Source organism: Dokdonia sp. (genome assembly GCF_039945015.1).
Taxonomy (GTDB): domain Bacteria; phylum Bacteroidota; class Bacteroidia; order Flavobacteriales; family Flavobacteriaceae; genus Dokdonia.
In genome coordinates this window covers 41408-58096 of the sequence record NZ_JBDUXP010000018.1, presented here as the reverse complement: position 1 = coordinate 58096, position 16689 = coordinate 41408, and the positions used below count along the sequence as shown (strand labels likewise).

Annotated in this window: 18 protein-coding genes; 2 read left to right on the top strand and 16 right to left on the bottom strand. The window is 35.2% G+C overall.

Translation table 11 applies throughout. The features are described 5' to 3' along the window. Window positions 1-15: 15 nt before the first annotated feature. The 9 genes from ABJD27_RS11945 to ABJD27_RS11905 all read right to left on the bottom strand — a co-directional run bounded on the left by ABJD27_RS11945 (window position 16) and on the right by ABJD27_RS11905 (window position 8453). Window positions 16-1083 (bottom strand): M20 family metallo-hydrolase, encoded by a 1068-nt coding sequence (locus tag ABJD27_RS11945; RefSeq protein WP_348162444.1) that lies wholly within the window; start codon window positions 1081-1083, stop codon window positions 16-18. Further along, the gene (gene argB, locus ABJD27_RS11940) at window positions 1083-1859 is read right to left on the bottom strand and encodes an acetylglutamate kinase (protein ID WP_348162442.1); all 777 of its coding nucleotides are present in this window, start codon (window positions 1857-1859) and stop codon (window positions 1083-1085) included. Before argB ends, ABJD27_RS11945 begins: the two co-directional genes overlap by 1 nt. Window position 1860: 1 nt before the next feature. Next, window positions 1861-2796 (bottom strand): acetylornithine carbamoyltransferase, encoded by a 936-nt coding sequence (locus ABJD27_RS11935; protein ID WP_348162440.1) that lies wholly within the window; start codon window positions 2794-2796, stop codon window positions 1861-1863. 92 nt (window positions 2797-2888) lie between these two features. Beyond that, the gene (locus ABJD27_RS11930) at window positions 2889-4013 is read right to left on the bottom strand and encodes an aminotransferase class III-fold pyridoxal phosphate-dependent enzyme (protein WP_348162438.1); all 1125 of its coding nucleotides are present in this window, start codon (window positions 4011-4013) and stop codon (window positions 2889-2891) included. Next, window positions 4010-4810, bottom strand: a complete 801-nt coding sequence (proC, locus tag ABJD27_RS11925) for a pyrroline-5-carboxylate reductase (RefSeq protein WP_348162436.1) — start codon at window positions 4808-4810, stop codon at window positions 4010-4012. The genes ABJD27_RS11930 and proC overlap by 4 nt, the downstream gene beginning before the upstream one ends. Window positions 4811-4821: 11 nt before the next feature. Then, a complete protein-coding gene (gene argC / locus ABJD27_RS11920; protein WP_348162434.1) occupies window positions 4822-5799 on the bottom strand; it encodes an N-acetyl-gamma-glutamyl-phosphate reductase in 978 nt (325 codons plus the stop codon). Then, on the bottom strand, window positions 5796-6992 hold the full coding sequence (locus ABJD27_RS11915) for an argininosuccinate synthase domain-containing protein (protein ID WP_348162432.1): 1197 nt from the start codon (window positions 6990-6992) through the stop codon (window positions 5796-5798). The genes argC and ABJD27_RS11915 overlap by 4 nt, the downstream gene beginning before the upstream one ends. After that, on the bottom strand, window positions 6989-7606 hold the full coding sequence (locus ABJD27_RS11910; RefSeq protein WP_348162431.1) for a GNAT family N-acetyltransferase: 618 nt from the start codon (window positions 7604-7606) through the stop codon (window positions 6989-6991). The genes ABJD27_RS11915 and ABJD27_RS11910 overlap by 4 nt, the downstream gene beginning before the upstream one ends. 409 nt (window positions 7607-8015) lie before the next feature. Further along, window positions 8016-8453 carry a cupin domain-containing protein gene (locus ABJD27_RS11905; RefSeq protein ID WP_348162430.1) on the bottom strand — a complete coding sequence of 146 codons (438 nt, stop codon included), beginning with the start codon at window positions 8451-8453 and terminating at the stop codon, window positions 8016-8018. Between the two features lie 195 nt (window positions 8454-8648). On the opposite strand from ABJD27_RS11905, the gene ABJD27_RS11900 reads away from it, so the two are divergent. Next, window positions 8649-8939: a hypothetical protein gene (locus ABJD27_RS11900; RefSeq protein ID WP_348162428.1), complete on the top strand. Its 291-nt coding sequence runs from the start codon at window positions 8649-8651 to the stop codon at window positions 8937-8939. A gap of 11 nt (window positions 8940-8950) precedes the next feature. Then, a complete protein-coding gene (gene hemN / locus ABJD27_RS11895; protein WP_348162426.1) occupies window positions 8951-10312 on the top strand; it encodes an oxygen-independent coproporphyrinogen III oxidase in 1362 nt (453 codons plus the stop codon). Between the two features lie 82 nt (window positions 10313-10394). On the opposite strand, the gene ABJD27_RS11890 is transcribed toward hemN, so the two are convergent. The 7 genes from ABJD27_RS11890 to ccoN form a co-directional block, all read right to left on the bottom strand. Beyond that, a complete protein-coding gene (locus ABJD27_RS11890; protein ID WP_348162424.1) occupies window positions 10395-10556 on the bottom strand; it encodes a hypothetical protein in 162 nt (53 codons plus the stop codon). A gap of 29 nt (window positions 10557-10585) precedes the next feature. Further along, on the bottom strand, window positions 10586-11293 hold the full coding sequence (locus ABJD27_RS11885) for a sulfite exporter TauE/SafE family protein (protein WP_348162422.1): 708 nt from the start codon (window positions 11291-11293) through the stop codon (window positions 10586-10588). Further along, a complete protein-coding gene (locus tag ABJD27_RS11880) occupies window positions 11293-11739 on the bottom strand; it encodes a FixH family protein (protein ID WP_348162420.1) in 447 nt (148 codons plus the stop codon). The genes ABJD27_RS11885 and ABJD27_RS11880 overlap by 1 nt, the downstream gene beginning before the upstream one ends. A 79-nt stretch (window positions 11740-11818) precedes the next feature. Next, window positions 11819-13240 carry a cytochrome c oxidase accessory protein CcoG gene (gene ccoG / locus ABJD27_RS11875; protein WP_348162418.1) on the bottom strand — a complete coding sequence of 474 codons (1422 nt, stop codon included), beginning with the start codon at window positions 13238-13240 and terminating at the stop codon, window positions 11819-11821. Between the two features lie 90 nt (window positions 13241-13330). Next, window positions 13331-14284, bottom strand: coding sequence for a cbb3-type cytochrome c oxidase N-terminal domain-containing protein (locus ABJD27_RS11870; protein ID WP_348162416.1), 954 nt, complete (start codon window positions 14282-14284; stop codon window positions 13331-13333). Next, complete coding sequence (locus ABJD27_RS11865) at window positions 14281-14478, bottom strand: CcoQ/FixQ family Cbb3-type cytochrome c oxidase assembly chaperone (protein WP_348162415.1); 198 nt, start codon at window positions 14476-14478, stop codon at window positions 14281-14283. The genes ABJD27_RS11870 and ABJD27_RS11865 overlap by 4 nt, the downstream gene beginning before the upstream one ends. A gap of 4 nt (window positions 14479-14482) precedes the next feature. Next, window positions 14483-16687, bottom strand: a complete 2205-nt coding sequence (gene ccoN, locus ABJD27_RS11860) for a cytochrome-c oxidase, cbb3-type subunit I (RefSeq protein WP_348162413.1) — start codon at window positions 16685-16687, stop codon at window positions 14483-14485. Window positions 16688-16689: the final 2 nt, after the last annotated feature.

Below are 16689 nucleotides of genomic sequence, written 5' to 3'. Positions count from 1 at the left end.
CGTACTCAGTATTAATTATATAATGACTTGTTTTAATATTTCAATGTACAGACGGATACCCTCTTCAATTTCGGATATATATATAAATTCATCTGCAGTATGTGAACGTGTGCTGTCTCCAGGCCCCAATTTTAAAGATGGGCAAGACAATACTGCTTGATCAGATAGGGTAGGAGAACCGTATGTTCCTCTTCCTATTGCAATACCTGCTTTTACCAAGTCATGCTCAGATGATATAGACGATGCATTTAATAGTAAACCACGCGGAGTGATACTCGTACATGGACTTTCTTTTTCTAAAATATCACAGATATCCTGATTAGAATATGCATCGTTTACACGTACATCAACAACCAATTTTACTTCTGCAGGAACCGCATTGTGTTGTATTCCTGCATCGATCTGTGTGACCGTCATTTTTACATCTCCTAATGCCTTCGAGGTTTTTTTGAACGTATAATTCTTAAACCATTCTAAGACAGGAATTGTATTGTAAATGGCATTATCAGTGTTAGGATGTGCCGCATGACTTGGAGTTCCTTTTACAATAGCATCAAAAACGACAAGCCCTTTTTCGGCAATAGCGAGCTGCATTAATGTTGGTTCTCCTACAATGGCAACATCTATTTTTGGAATAGTATCTAAGATGCTGTGTAATCCATGTGGGCCACTATTTTCTTCTTCTGCCGAGGCTACAAAGACTAGATTGTATTGTAAATTTTCTTGATGATAATAATGAGTAAATGTAGCCAGTAAAGAAACCAACGCACCGCCAGCATCATTACTGCCAAGACCGTATAACTTACCCTCTTCAATAATAGCCTTAAAAGGATTTTTTGTGTATCCTTTATTGGGCTTTACGGTATCATGATGTGAATTTAGTAATAGGGTTGGTTTGCTTTCGCGAAAGCTTTTAGTAGTCGCATAAATGTTATTATTCACCTTTTTATATGGAATGTTATGTGTTATAAACCATTCTGAGATAAGCGTAGCGGTAGCATCTTCTTCTCCCGAAAATGAAGATGTCTCAATCAATTTTTTGAGAAGCTCAATGGCAGCAATTGTTAGATTTTCTAGTGTCATTATTTTTGTATTGAAGTGTGTGGAATTGTTGTATCAAATATCATATCTGGCATACCGATGTATATTTGGCGTACCTTATTCTTGATGGCGTAAAAACAATTGTCTAATTTAGGAATCATGCCATCTGTAATAATTCCTTGATCTATATATGTTTTGTAATCTTTTGTGGTGATTGTTTTAATCACTGAAGTTTCATCTTGAATTGATTTTAAAACACCGCTTTTCTCAAAACAGTAATACAATTCGACTTGAAAATTATCTGAAAATGCAATAGCTAATTCTGAAGCAATGGTATCTGCATTTGTGTTTAATAATTGTCCTTGGGTATCATGAGTTATAGCACAAAAAACAGGAACGATGTTCAGATGTATGAGAAGGTTTAGAGTTTCAGTATGTACTTTTTTTATATCGCCTACGAAGCCATAATCTATTTCTTTGACAGGTCGTTTTTTAGAAACAATCGTATTTCCATCTGCTCCAGAAAATCCAATAGCATTGCAATAATTTGCTTGAAGGGTTGCCACTATGTTTTTGTTTATTTTACCAGCATAGGCCATGGTAATAATGTCCAAGGTTTTTGCATCTGTAACGCGTCTTCCTTCTTTCATAGTAACCGTTATGTTCATTTGTTTTGCAAGAGATGTTGCTAGTTTTCCGCCGCCATGGACTAATATTTTAGGACCCTTTAATGTTGCAAAATTTTCTAGAAAAGAAGATAATTTTTTAGGATCATTAATGATCTGACCACCTATTTTTATAACTTTAAGTGTCTCCATATTATTGATTTTCTAATAATTTTTTTAATACAATCTGAGCAGCATAAGTCCTGTTGTTTGCTTGTTGTATTACTACTGAATTCTTACTATCTAAAACAGCATCTTCTATCACAACATTTCTACGCACAGGAAGGCAATGCATACAAGAAGCGTTTCCTGTCTTTTCTTTGGTGATCATCCAGTTAGAATCTTCGTGTAACACCTGTCCGTATTGATTATAACTACTCCAGTTTTTTACATAGACAACATCAGCATTTTTTAATGCTTCTACTTGGTGATGAGAAATAGGAATGTCTTTTGTGACTTCAGGATTTAGTGCATATCCTTTAGGATGCACAATCGAAAAATCTACTTCTATAGATTGCATCATTTTTATAAACGAGTTTGCCACTGCATGAGGAAGTGCTTTAGGATGCGGAGCCCAAGACAAGACTACTTTGGGTTTCTTCTTGTCTGTTAATTCAGAAATGGTAATAGCGTCTGTAAGTGCTTGTAAGGGATGTGCTGTAGCACTTTCCATATTAATAATAGGCACCGTGGCATACTTCATAAAGCTATTCATGATATATTCAGATTCATCTTCTGCTTTGTTTTTTAAACTCGGAAAAGCTCTTACTGCGATCATATCTGCATACTGAGAAATCACTTGGGCAGCTTCTTTTATATGTTCAGCACTATGTAGATTCATGATAGTACCATCTTTAAATTCTATATTCCAAGTACTGTTTATGTCAAGAATCATGACTTCCATTCCTAAATTTTTAGCAGCTTTTTCGGTACTTAATCTAGTACGCAAACTAGCGTTGAAGAATAGCATCACTAGCGTTTTATGTTTTCCTATCGTTTCATATTGGAAAGGATCTGTTTTTAAAGCAATAGCCTCTTGAATGATTTCGGGTATATTTTCTATATCGTATATGGTTGTAAATTTTTTCATTGTATTTAAATTGTTTTGCCAACCTGTTCATGAATGATTTAATTATATCGGTTGGTATTGACTTTTGTCTATTAAATGCCCATTATGGGCTTTCATAATTCTTGTTGTAAAGCATCTATAAACTGATCAATATGCTCCTTCTGTATAGTTAATGGAGGAAGGATTCTTAATAGGTTTGGGTTTTTAGAATTTCCAGTAAATATGTGATGTTTGTATAAAAGTGTTTTACGTAACTCCACAATAGAAAAGTCAAATTCTAAACCTAGCATAAGCCCTCGTCCTTTAACCTTTGTAAGCTTTGAGAGAGTTTGTGCTTTTTCTATAAAGTAGGTGGATAACTCTTTTGTGTGTTGCATAAGATGCTGCCTTTCTATAATTTCTAGTACCGAGAGTGATGCAACACATGCTAGATGATTACCTCCAAAGGTGGTGCCCAACATTCCAAAAGATGCTTTTAGATCAGGGTGAATTAAAATACCACCTATAGGAAATCCATTTCCCATTCCTTTTGCCATAGAAATGATGTCTGGTGTTATCTCGTGATTTTGAAAAGCAAAGAAATCACCGGTTCTTCCAAAACCAGATTGTACTTCATCTGTAATTAATAAGGTATTATGTTGCTTACAAAGTTTTGCGACAGCTTTATAAAACGCCGTAGGCATTTCATCAAGACCACCAACTCCTTGAATGCATTCGATAATAACAGCGCAGGTTTTGTTTTGTTTTAGAATATCTTCGACAGCGTGAATGTCACCCAATGTTACCAAATCAACTTCTTGTTGAGCGTTGATAGGTGCAATTATTTTTGGATTATCTGTTGCCGCAACAGCAGCAGAGGTTCTTCCGTGAAAACCATTTTTAAAGGCAAGTACTTTCTTTTTACCTGTATAGAAAGAGGCTAGTTTTAATGCATTTTCATTTGCCTCTGCACCAGAATTACAAAGAAACAATTGATAATCCTTACAACTTGAGAGTTTGCAAAGTTTAGTCGCCAAAGCACTCTGTAATGGATTTTGAATAGCATTACTATAAAACCCTATCTTCTGTAATTGCTCACTAATACGTTGGATATAATGAGGATGTGAGTGACCAATAGAAATGACCGCATGACCTCCATATAAATCAAGATATTTGACATTATTTGTGTCATATACAAATACATCTTTCGCGAAAGCGGGCGTAATATCAAATAACGGATATACATTAAATAAACTCATAACTGTTCCTTTTTTATTGTATTAATTTTATTATAGGAAGCAACCATACCTTGAATGAGAGAAGAACTCAACCCTTTATGTTCCATCTCATTCAATCCTTCGATAGTACATCCTTTAGGAGTCGTCACCTTGTCTATTTCTTGTTCTGGATGTTGTTTGTTTTGTATTAATAAACTAGCGGCTCCTTCACTTGTATACATGGCAAGTTGTTGCGCTTCTTTTGCGTCAAATCCTAATTGGATTGCCGCTTGTGTTGTGGCTCTAATGAGACGCATCCAAAATGCAATACCACTAGCACAAATAACAGTAGCTGCTTGCATTTGAGGTTCTGGTATCTGTAAGGTGTGCCCTAGTTGATTAAAAATAGTTTCGGCAGTTTCAATGCGTTGTTCTCCAAGGGTATTACTACAGAGGCATGTCATAGATTTTCCAACAGCAATAGCTGTATTAGGCATGGCCCTGATAATAGATTGTTGCTGTCCAATAATTTCTTCGATACTAGCGATAGAAAACCCAGTAATCGTTGAGATGATTACTTGTTTTTTTGTTAATAACGGTTGTGTATTTCTCAGAATCTGATTTATCTGAGTTGGCTGAACAGCAAATACTAAAATATCAGCATTTTGAATTGCTAGCGAATTGTCTTGAGTGATGATGACATTTTTGTAATCCTCAAATTCTTTGAGATCTGTAGTATTCCTTTTTGTAAGATATAGGGTAGTCAGTATTTGATTTGTAACTAATCCTTTTGCAATAGATTTCCCTAAATTCCCTGCTCCTATAATGGCTATTTTCATGTGTGTTCGTTTTAAAAATTGGATCCTTTTAAGTGTAGACCATCAGTTTGGATAAGATCAAAAGCCAAATTCATATTCTGAACAGCTTGTCCCGAAGCTCCTTTTAATAGATTGTCTATACTACTTGTGATTAATAATTTGTTATTGTGCTTCTGTAGATGAAGGAGGCACTTATTCGTGTTTACGACTTGTTTTAAATGAATTTCTTCATCAGATACCACTGTAAAGGGAGCATCTTTATAATACATTTTATATAATGTGATCGCTTCTTCTATCGTTCCTTTAAAATGTGTGTACGCTGTCGCGAAAATTCCTCTTGAAAAGTTCCCTCTATTAGGAATGAAATTGATCTCAACATTAAAATCATTTTGTAACAGATGGACTGTTTGATAAATTTCTCCTAAGTGTTGATGCGTGAATGATTTGTAATGAGAGAAGTTGTTATCTCTCCAAGTAAAATGTGTAGACTTAGAAAGGGAGACTCCAGCTCCTGTAGCCCCAGTAACTGCATTTACGTGAATATCTGATGTTATGAGATTGTTGGCTGCTAAAGGCATTAATGCTAGCTGAATAGCAGTTGCAAAACAACCAGGATTTGCAATGTATTGCGCTTCCTTAATATCTTTTTTAAATACCTCAGGTAACCCATAGACAAAAGACTTTCCTTGAAATAAGTGATCTTTAGAGAGTCTAAAATCGTTACTTAAATCAATGATTTTGGTATTCTTAGAAAATGAATGTTCACTTAAGAATTTTTTAGAATTCCCATGTCCTAAACATAGGAATACAACATCTACATTAGGATTGATCGTATCTGTAAAACTTAGCTCTGTAGATCCTATTAAGTCTTGATGAACTTTATATACTTTATTTCCTGCATTTGAAGTGCTGAAAATAAAATTAATACTGGTTTTTGGATGATGCAATAGTATTCTTATCAGCTCTCCTGCGGTGTATCCAGCTCCTCCTATGATTCCTGCCTTTATCATGATGTTGTGTGTATTTGTTGGTAGATCTTATTTTGATTTCCATTAATCTTTATAAACCCTTTGGCTTCTGCTGCAGTCCACTGTGTATTCATTTCACCATAGCTCCCAAACTCAGTACTCATTAAATCATTTTTAGAAATAACACCTTCTAAGGAGAAATGATAGGGTTGTAATGTCACAATGACATCACCAGAAACTTTTTCTTGACTACTAGATAAAAAAGCTTCCATATCTCTCATGACTGGATCTAGATATTGCCCTTCATGTAAATGCATGCCGTAGAAACTTGCTATATATTCTTTATGCTGTAATTGCCATTTGGTAAGAGTATGTTTTTCTAATAAATGATGCGCTTTAATGCTAATGAGCGCCGCCGAAGCTTCAAAACCAACACGTCCTTTTATACCTACAATTGTATCACCTACATGAATATCCCTCCCTATAGCATAGGGTGATGCTATGGTATGTAAAGCTTCTATGTTCTTTTCTGGGGATTGCTTTTCCCCATTGATGGCTGTTAGTTCTCCTTTTTCAAAGGTTAGGATAATGCTCTCTTTTCCTTCTTTTGTTAGTTGTGAAGGGAACGCATATTCTGGTAATCCTTTTTCTGAAGTTAAGGTTTCTTCACCTCCTACACTTGTTCCCCAAAGCCCTTTGTTAATAGAATATTTTGCTTTTTCCCAAGGCATTTCTATACCGTGTGATTTTAAATAATCAATCTCTTCCTGTCTAGAAAGTTGTTGATCTCTTATGGGTGTTATGATTTTAATATCTGGTGCAAGTATTTGAAAAATCATATCAAAACGAACTTGATCATTTCCTGCACCTGTACTTCCGTGAGCTATGTATTTTGCATCAATACTTTTTGCATATTCAATGACTTTGATGGCTTGTATGATACGCTCTGCGCTTACAGACAAAGGATAGGTGTTGTTTTTTAATACATTACCGAAGATTAAATACTTTACTACTTTTTGATAGAAAGAAGTAACTGCTTGTATGCTCTTATAACTAGTTACTCCTAGTGTATAGGCAGTATTTTTTATTGTTTGAATTTCTTCTGAGGTAAAGCCTCCTGTATTTACGCTTACGGCATGTACTTCAAATTCTTTATCTTTTGATAAATGTACTGCGCAATATGAAGTGTCTAATCCACCACTGTAGGCAAGCACTATTTTTTTTGATGTATTCATTTCTTTTTATTTTTTAAAAAAAGCGATTGTTTGATGCTTTTTAGCCTAGTAAAAGTTTTGCTAGTGATCTCTTTTGGTGTTTTTTCTTGTTTGATATTGGGATCATATAACATTCCTGTACAAAGACACATAGATTGTTCAGTGCGCTGTAAAACGTCATGATTTTTGCATGTTTTACATCCATCCCAAAACGTTTGGTCTTTTGTGAGTTCAGAAAAGGTAACAGGGGTATAGCCTAAGTGACTATTTAATTTCATAACAGCAAGACCAGTTGTGATACTAAATATCTTTGCATCTGGAAACTTGGTTCTTGAATGCTCAAAAACGTGCTTTTTGATTTCTTTTGCTAGTCCTTGTCCTCTATAAATAGGGTGTACAATCAGACCAGAGTTTGCAACAAACTTCCCGTGACTCCAAGTTTCTATATAACAAAAGCCGGCAAACGTTTGCCCATCAAGAGCAATCACAGCATTTCCTTTTTCCATTTTTGAAATGATGTATTCTGGTTTCCGTCTAGCAATACCAGTTCCTCGTACCTGAGCAGCTTCTTTTATGGTATCACATATAATTTGTGCATATATGCTATGCGTTTGATCAGCAATAATGATTTCCATTGTTGTTGATTTAAAAAGTTAAAAATGTATTGTATTGAGTTTTGAAAAGAGAACCGGACTCACCTAAGTTCTATACATAGAAAAATACCCTTACGGGCGGCGGAAGAAAAAGGGGCGTACAACATGCTTGCTATTTTGAGAAATAGCTATTTGATGGTCGTATGATTTGAAATTTATATGGTACACAGTAAAAAAATAAAAACGTAATAATAGTATGCGGCAAGCTAAAAGAAATTAGCGTCGGCGTCGCACGGGGGGTGCGATATATACTATACGTGTTTTATTTTTTGAAGTAATCATAGTACAAATGTAGATTTTTTTTTGAACTAGACATTATTTAATCTTTGTTTTTTAATGAAATAACTGCAACACATGAATTAAAATAGTAGCTTTTAAGTAACTCGTTGCTTTATTCTACTTGTTTTGCAGTGGTATTAGGAACACCTTCTACGCCTGCATAGAATACAATTAACTCAGCAGGGACATTCCCATTATTTATTCCATAATGCCAAGTATCTACTACTTCTGTAAACGCATCGCCCGTTTTTATATGTAATGTATCTTTCTGTTCAGTTATGACGGATAATTCACCTTTTAGAACAACTGCAGCATTAATTACAGAATGTTTGTGAATTGCTAGTTTTGTTTTGGAGGGTATTACAACTTTTAGGATGGTAACTTCTGGTTTTCCTTTTAGATAGTTTGGAAGTTGGTTCCCATTCCAACTTTCTGATGTCTCAAGTAAAGTAGTAATTGTGGGTTTTGTTTCGTTCTTTGACTTACATGAAAATAGCAGAAGAATGATAAGACTAATTACTATTGGACGCCAGAAATTATATACCTTCATAAGTACTCGCTTAAATTTGTTTTGATTAGTAAATCTAATTGATTTACAGTGATCTGCAAAATGATTTGTAACTATAAGAATCTGAATTTGTAGTAATGTGTTCTAACTATACATAGTTTGTTTTTCAAAGGTGATAAAAGTCATCTTTTCCCTGTGTGTCATATACTAGTTTTGAAGTATAATTAAAACAATACAATGATGAACACACTATATGCAAAAATTAGTACAGATTGGCACGAGAACTTTATAGGATACTCTGCACTCGCTATTATTTTATCTACTTGTTTAGGGTCTGTTGCTGTTATGACAACGATGATGCAAGGCAATGGTTTTGCTCAAATGATACAAATTTTCTTTGTAGTAGCTGCTTGTAGCGCACACAACGCCTCTATTTTGACAGTGCAGAAGCCTAAACTGGTACTTAATCTTCTAATCACAAGTGTATTGGTAAGTATCCTTACCATCTTAGTTGGAACGCTATTTTAAAATAGAATACTATGTGTACACTTATTTCAAAATACAATGTGGCTGGACCACGATATACAAGTTATCCGACTGTGCCGTATTGGGACCAAGATCAGTTCTCTTTAAAAATGTGGAAGAAAACATTGTTGGATAGCTTTCGCGAAAGCAATACTAGCGAGGGTATAAGCTTATATATTCACTTGCCATTTTGTGAACGTATGTGTACATTTTGTGGATGCAATAAAAGGATTACAAAAAATCACGATGTTGAGATTCCTTATATACAATCAGTCATTAAAGAATTTGCTTTGTATTATGCGCTGTTTGACGAAAAACCAAGAATAAAACAACTCCATTTAGGGGGAGGTACGCCTACATTTTTTTCTCCAAAACATCTAGATAGATTATTATCTGGCATTTTTACAATTGCTAAGAAAACGGAAGATTGCGAACTCAGTTTTGAAGGACACCCTAATAATACAACAAAAGAGCATCTCACGACACTTGCTGAGAATGGTTTTAAGAGTGTGTGTTATGGTGTACAAGACTATAACGGGACTGTGCAAAAGGCAATTAATCGTGTGCAACCATATGAGAATGTGCAAAGAGCAACAATAGATGCTAGAGTAACGGGGTATGAATCTGTAGGGCATGACATTATTTATGGACTTCCATTTCAAACACAAGATGATGTTATTAATACCATTAATAAGACAATTACATTATGTCCAGATCGTATCGCATTCTATAGCTATGCACACGTGCCGTGGATGAAAGGAAATGGACAACGAGGCTTTAAAGATATAGATCTTCCAACGGCAGATCAAAAACGTTTGCAATATGAGATAGGAAAGAAAATGCTTGTAAAAGCTGGATATGTAGAAATAGGAATGGATCATTTTGCCTTAAAAACAGATACCCTTTATAGAGCACAACGAGCAAGGAGTATCCATAGAAATTTCATGGGATATACTGCTAGTAAAACGCAGGTAATGATAGGTCTAGGCGTTTCTGCTATAAGTGATAGTTGGTATAGCTTTGCCCAAAATGTAAAGAATCTAGAAGAATATCAACAGCTCGTTCATGACGGGATTTTACCCATATATAGAGGGCACATCCTTACGCCCGAAGATGTAATCATTCGTAAGCATATCCTTCATTTAATGTGCTCCTTTGAAACTTCATGGAATGATGATTCATTATTCTTTCCGGAACTTCCAGAAGTGCTTGTAAAATTGAAAGAACTTGAAAAAGATGGTCTTATTGAAATAGGTTCTAAAAAGATTGTTGTAACAGAGAAAGGGCGTCCATTTGTACGTAATATTTGCTTGCCTTTTGATATGCGCTTACAGCGAAAAAAACCAGAAACACAATTGTTTTCTATGACTGTATAATCATAAAATTTAGTTGTTGTTATGTAAAAAAAAAAGGAAAGCTTTATGCTTTCCTTTTTTCTTGTTAAGAGATTTCAAGTATCTAATTTTGATCTCGAGTGAACTCTCGAGCCTTAGTGTCTTTTTTATCACTCTGTATCATATTATATACAATAAGAGCGATGATAATACAAACGAAGGCAAATACTCCAATAAGAATAGTTCCTATTCCCCAATTAACCAATGGTATTATTAAATGTTTCATATGATAGGATTTAAATTAGTTTAGTATGATTAGTGACAACTATGATTTGCCGAAACTTGTTGAACAGTGACCATTTCTGAAGGTGAGATATATGGAATGCCAAGCCCTAAACCTCTTACTATAAAGAGCATTCCTATAATTACGACAACTATTGGAATTGCTTTTAAAATGCGTTGTTTTATAGTGTTAGTTAAGAAATTTCCTAGGTAGATTGCTATTGTCATTAAAGGGATTGTTCCTAGTCCAAAAACGGCCATATATATGCTTCCTTTTAAAATGCCTCCAGTAGCAAGCGCTCCAAAAATAGCAATATACACTAAGCCACATGGCAACATACCATTAAGGTATCCTATGGTAAAAAAAGTCCCTGGCGTTCTCTTTTTTAAAGCAGTACCTAGCTCACTTTTTAGTCTAGCAACAGCTTTATAAATAGGCTTAGAAAAATTATAACGATTAAAAAGCTTAGTAGGGATGAGCACACTTATGATCATAAGTATACCGATGCTTATAGATAATTGTTGTTGTAATCCAAATAGATTAAGACTTTTTCCTACAATCCCAAAAATTAATCCAAGGATGGCATACATGAGAATACGTCCTAAGTGATAGCTTACTAACTGTAGTACTTTCTTGGTTGAATTTGTACGATCTAAGGGTAATAAAAAAGCAATAGGACCACACATGCCTACACAGTGAAAACTTCCTAATAACCCAAATATAAGTGCTGTGTAAATCATTAATAAACGATTGGTTTTTTATAGAGATATTCTTTACTGTTGTATTCAAATGCTATAGTAATGTTCCAACGACCGTCTACCATCTGTTTGTCAGGTATGAGCAAATTTGATCCAGAAAGGACTAATGGAAAGTCAAAATCCAGTTTCTGGTTAGACGGTCGATATAGGAACACATTTCCTGTTATTTTAGCAGGATCTAATTCTGAAGGAAATGATAGTAACCATCCTTCTTTTGTTTTTTTGCCTTCTATTTTTTCTTTGAGACTATTTGTATTTGTTTCGGCATCAATTTCAGTTTGGTATGCCATTTCTTTGGCATAATAAGATTCGGTAACTAGGTCGTGATGATATTTCTTGTCTGTACTCATTGTAATCACCATATAGAGTATAAAGCTCATAAAAGCGATCATCCCTACAACAATACCTTTTCCCCAATTCCATTTCATATGACTTGATGCCCGTATAAACGGGGCTTTTATTAATTAAACCTCTTCTTATTTTATACGCTTTCGCGAAAGCGTACTTCTATTTATAACTTCTAGGCCCTAAAAAGGCAGTGGTCGTGGTTTCTATTAAATCGTCTCCGCTATAAACCCCTATTTCTAATCTATCTTTATCACCATTAAGTGCGCTCGCATTTATTTCTATAAATAAGGTGCCTTCTGCAAGTCCTTGACCTTCTATTTTAAAATCGTCGTGAGAGACCAGTTTAATGATTCCCTTATGAGACAAAAGTTCAAAATGGACATTGTTTATGTCATCTATTGTTTTATTTACGAGTTTAAACGTGTATACGTTACTGATGATGTTATCTGTTTTATGTTCATATAATTGCCCTGGTAAACGTAGGATACGAGCTTCGATATCATTACGTAAAAAGAGCATTCCAATAAGGACAGCTGTGAGAATCCCTAACACAGCGACATATCCTTTTAATCGCGGAGAAAAGGTGAATTTTTTCTTTTTTTCAATATTATCTTCACTAGTATATCGGATCAATCCTTTAGGAAGATTTACATTTTCCATCATTTGATCACAAACATCGATACAAGCGGTACAGTTTATACATTCTAGTTGTGTTCCATTACGAATGTCTATACCCGTAGGGCATACGTTTACACATTGAAAACAATCGATGCAATCTCCTTTACCCGATGATGGTCTATCTTCATTTTTTTTAAACTTAGCACGTCCTGCTTCTTTTTCTCCACGTTTATGATCATAGGCAACTACAATAGATTTGTTGTCTAGTAATACTCCTTGTAGTCTACCATAAGGACAAGCAATGATACATACCTGTTCTCTAAACCAAGCAAAAACAAAATAGAATACCCCTGTAAAAATGAGAAGTGAGATTAAGGTACTTTGATGCTTAGAGGGACCATCAACGATATAGCGTAGTAACTGATCGCTACCTATGAGATATGCTAGAAAGACATTTGCTATGAGAAATGAAATGATAAAAAAGATACTCCACTTAAGGACTCTTTTTTTTATCTTCTCTGCATTCCAAGGCATCTTGGAAAGACGAATTTGTTTTCCTCTGTCTCCATCTATCCAATATTCAATACGACGAAATACCATCTCCATAAATATAGTCTGAGGACAGACCCAACCACAAAATAAACGACCAAAAGCAACAGTAAATAGGATGACAAAAACTACGCCTATAAGCATCATAATAACAAATAGATGAAAGTCTTGAGGCCAAAATGGAAATCCGAAAATATTGAAACGACGTTCCAGTACATTAAACATTAAAAACTGGTTTCCATTTATTTTTATAAATGGAGCAGATAGTAAAAATGCTAGCAATATATAACTTACATATTTACGATAGGTATACCATTTTCCGTCGGGTTTTTTAGGAAATACCCAAGCGCGATTCCCTTCTTCGTTCAATGTTCCGATGGTATCTCTAAAATTGTCTTGACCTTGTTCTGCCATGTGTCTAATTATGCTTTCGTACTTCGACTAGCTCAGTATAAACTTCACTTTTGTGAACCTGCCTATTGGCAGGTAGGAGCAAATGATTATTTATTCATTGATTGTTTTTATAGCTGTAGTATCTATAGTGATTTCTTGAGTTTCTGGTGTAGCTTCTGTTGGCATATCTGGATCTATCCAAATGTCTCCTTCAGGTGCTTTAGGTTCTGCGGGCGTGGTGCCTTGAAGGGTTAATACATAACTAGCTACTTGTGCCATCTCTGCAGGCTTGAGTTCTGTTTTCCAAGAAATCATCCCTTTTCCATCACGACCTCCTTCAGAAATGGTACTAAATACATTTTTGATGCCTCCGCCCAAAATCCAATTTGGATCTGTAAGATTAGGACCTATACCACCCCCACCATCAGATTTATGACAGGCAACACAATTATCATTAAAAATAGATTGGCCTGCTTTTAAATCAGATGCATCAGTAAGGAAGGTTACCGTATTTATATCTACAAGATTCTTGGCTGTTTTTTTCCATTCTTCAATTTCTAATTGCGCTTGGGCTACAGCAATTTCATACTCTTCTACTTGACTATAATCATTAAGCACTTCAAAACGGACTAAGTAAATAACAGCAAATACAATGGTACCATAGAACATATATACCCACCACGGCGGTAGATTGTTATCTAACTCTTTAATCCCATCATAATTATGATCGAGTATTATCTCATGTTCTTCTGCAAGAGCTTTACTATCTAAAGATTTTTTGTATTTTTCTTTAAGCCATTTGAATTGGTTTTCTTTTTCTGTAGCGATGTTTTTATCATATCTCGCTTTTGCTTCAGGAGATAATGTTTTGTAAAGTATGCTCTTAAGTGCTGCCACGCATATTTCGGCGGCGATATAAAAGAGCATAATCACTCCAAATAGAATCCACATCCAAGGCTTTTCTAAGAAGATAGATGTATCTCCAGTAGTTCCTACATAATCTAGGAAGAAGTAACCAAAAATTGAAAACCCGAGTATTCTTAAAAATGATGCTATTGTTCTCATAATTGTATGTCTTTTTGAATGATCGTATCATCTTCTAAAGGGATGTTACTTACGGCTTTGATGTGTGCCTTTTTTGTGGTAAACACCCACCAAAAAAGTGCTGTAAAGAAGATGAAGAAGATCAATAACGAGATGATCGGGTAGATCTCAACTCCTTCTATATTTTCTAAGTTTCCTTTTATAAATTTGAGCATAGCTTTATTCGTTTATGTTAAGGGTAGTGTTGTCAGGATTTTTTACTTTAATATCTGTTCCTAATCGTTGTAGGTAGGCAATTAAAGCAACTACTTCACGATCTTTCATTTCTATAAAATCTTCTCCATTTTCTAGGGCGTACTTTTTATCTGCTTCATAGGTCTTTGCAAAATCAGGATCGTTATAAAGATTCTTTTCTATTAGAGTAGCTTGTGTATCCATCCATTCATACGCACGTTCTATATCTTCTTTTGTATAAGGAACTCCGAGAGAAAGCATAGCTTCCATTTTATCTTGAGTATTTCCTCGGTCTAGTTTATTCCTAATGATCCATTTGTAAGAAGGCATTATAGATCCTGATGAAGTACTTTGAGGGTCATAGAAATGATTTAGGTGCCAGTTGTCACTATATTTCCCTCCGATGCGCATAAGATCTGGTCCTGTACGTTTACTTCCCCAAAGGAATGGATGATCATATACATATTCTCCTGCTTTGGAGTACTCACCATAACGTTCTACTTCACTTCTAAAAGGACGAATCATTTGTGAGTGACAAGAAACACAGCTCTCTCGTATATAAATATCTCGACCTTCTAATTCGAGAGGGGTATAAGGCTTTACACTTGATATTACAGGAACATAATCATCTACCATCAATGATGGAATGATTTGTACCATGCCACCTATCAAAATCGCAATGGTTGCAAAGATGGTTAACTTAACAGGTCGTCTCTCTAACCAGGTATGGTATCCTTCTTTTGTAGTACGTTTTTTTGTTACTTTTTGTAGAGGAGCTGCTTCTGCAAGTTCATCGGTTACTTTTTGTCCAGCACGAGCAGTCATAATGATATTATATACTCCTATTAAAGCACCTATAATAAACATACTACCTCCTATAGCACGCATCCAGTACATAGGAACAATCTCACTTACAGTTTCTAAGAAATTTCCATAGGTAAGTGTTCCGTCTGGGTTAAATTGTTTCCACATAGATGCTTGTACAAACCCAGCAACATACATAGGTAATGCATATAATATGATTCCTAATGTTCCTATCCAGAAATGAGCATTTGCCAGTTTGGTAGACCAGAGTTTGGTTTTAAATAGTTTAGGAACCATCCAGTAAACCATTCCAAAGGTTAAGAATCCATTCCAAGCTAGGGCACCTACGTGAACGTGCGCAATCACCCAATCGCTAAAATGTGCAATGGCATTTACATTTTTAAGAGATAATAAGGGGCCTTCAAAAGTGGCCATACCATATCCAGTAATGGCGACAACCATAAACTTAAGTACTGGGTCTGTACGTACTTTATCCCAGGCACCACGAAGGGTGAGTAAGCCATTAATCATCCCACCCCAAGATGGTGCAATAAGCATTATAGAAAAGGCTACACCTAAGTTTTGTGCCCAATCTGGTAATGCTGAATATAATAAGTGATGTGGTCCTGCCCAGATATAAATAAAAATTAATGACCAGAAGTGTACTATAGAAAGTCTATAAGAATATACAGGTCTATTAGCCGCTTTAGGAACAAAATAATACATCAGTCCTAAGAAAGGAGTGGTTAAGAAAAATGCCACCGCATTGTGGCCATACCACCATTGTACAAGTGCGTCTTGTACACCTGCGTACATAGAATAACTTTTTAAAGCACTTACGGGAACCTCCATACTATTTACAATATGTAATACTGCAACAGTGACAAAGGTGCCTAGGTAAAACCAAATCGCTACATATAAATGACGCTGGCGACGTTTGAGAATGGTCCCTATTAAGTTGGCTCCAAATGCTACCCAAATCAATGTGATAGCAATATCAAAAGGCCACTCTAATTCTGCATATTCTTTTGAAGTTGTAAACCCTAATGGAAGTGTGATTGCAGCACCTACAATAATGGCTTGCCATCCCCAAAAGTTAAGATTACTTAACCAATCTTTCCACATACGAGCTTTAAGTAATCGCTGTGTAGAATAGTATACTCCTGCAAAAATGGCATTTCCTACAAAAGCGAAGATAACGGCATTGGTATGTAATGGGCGTAAACGACCAAAACTAAGCCAAGAAATGTCTTCCGTAAGATTTGGGAATAAAAACATAAAGGCAAGTAGTAATCCAATACTCATTCCTATAATGCCCCAAAACATTGTTGCTACAATGAATTTGCGTACGATCTTATTATCGTAATAAAATTGTTGTACTTCCATAG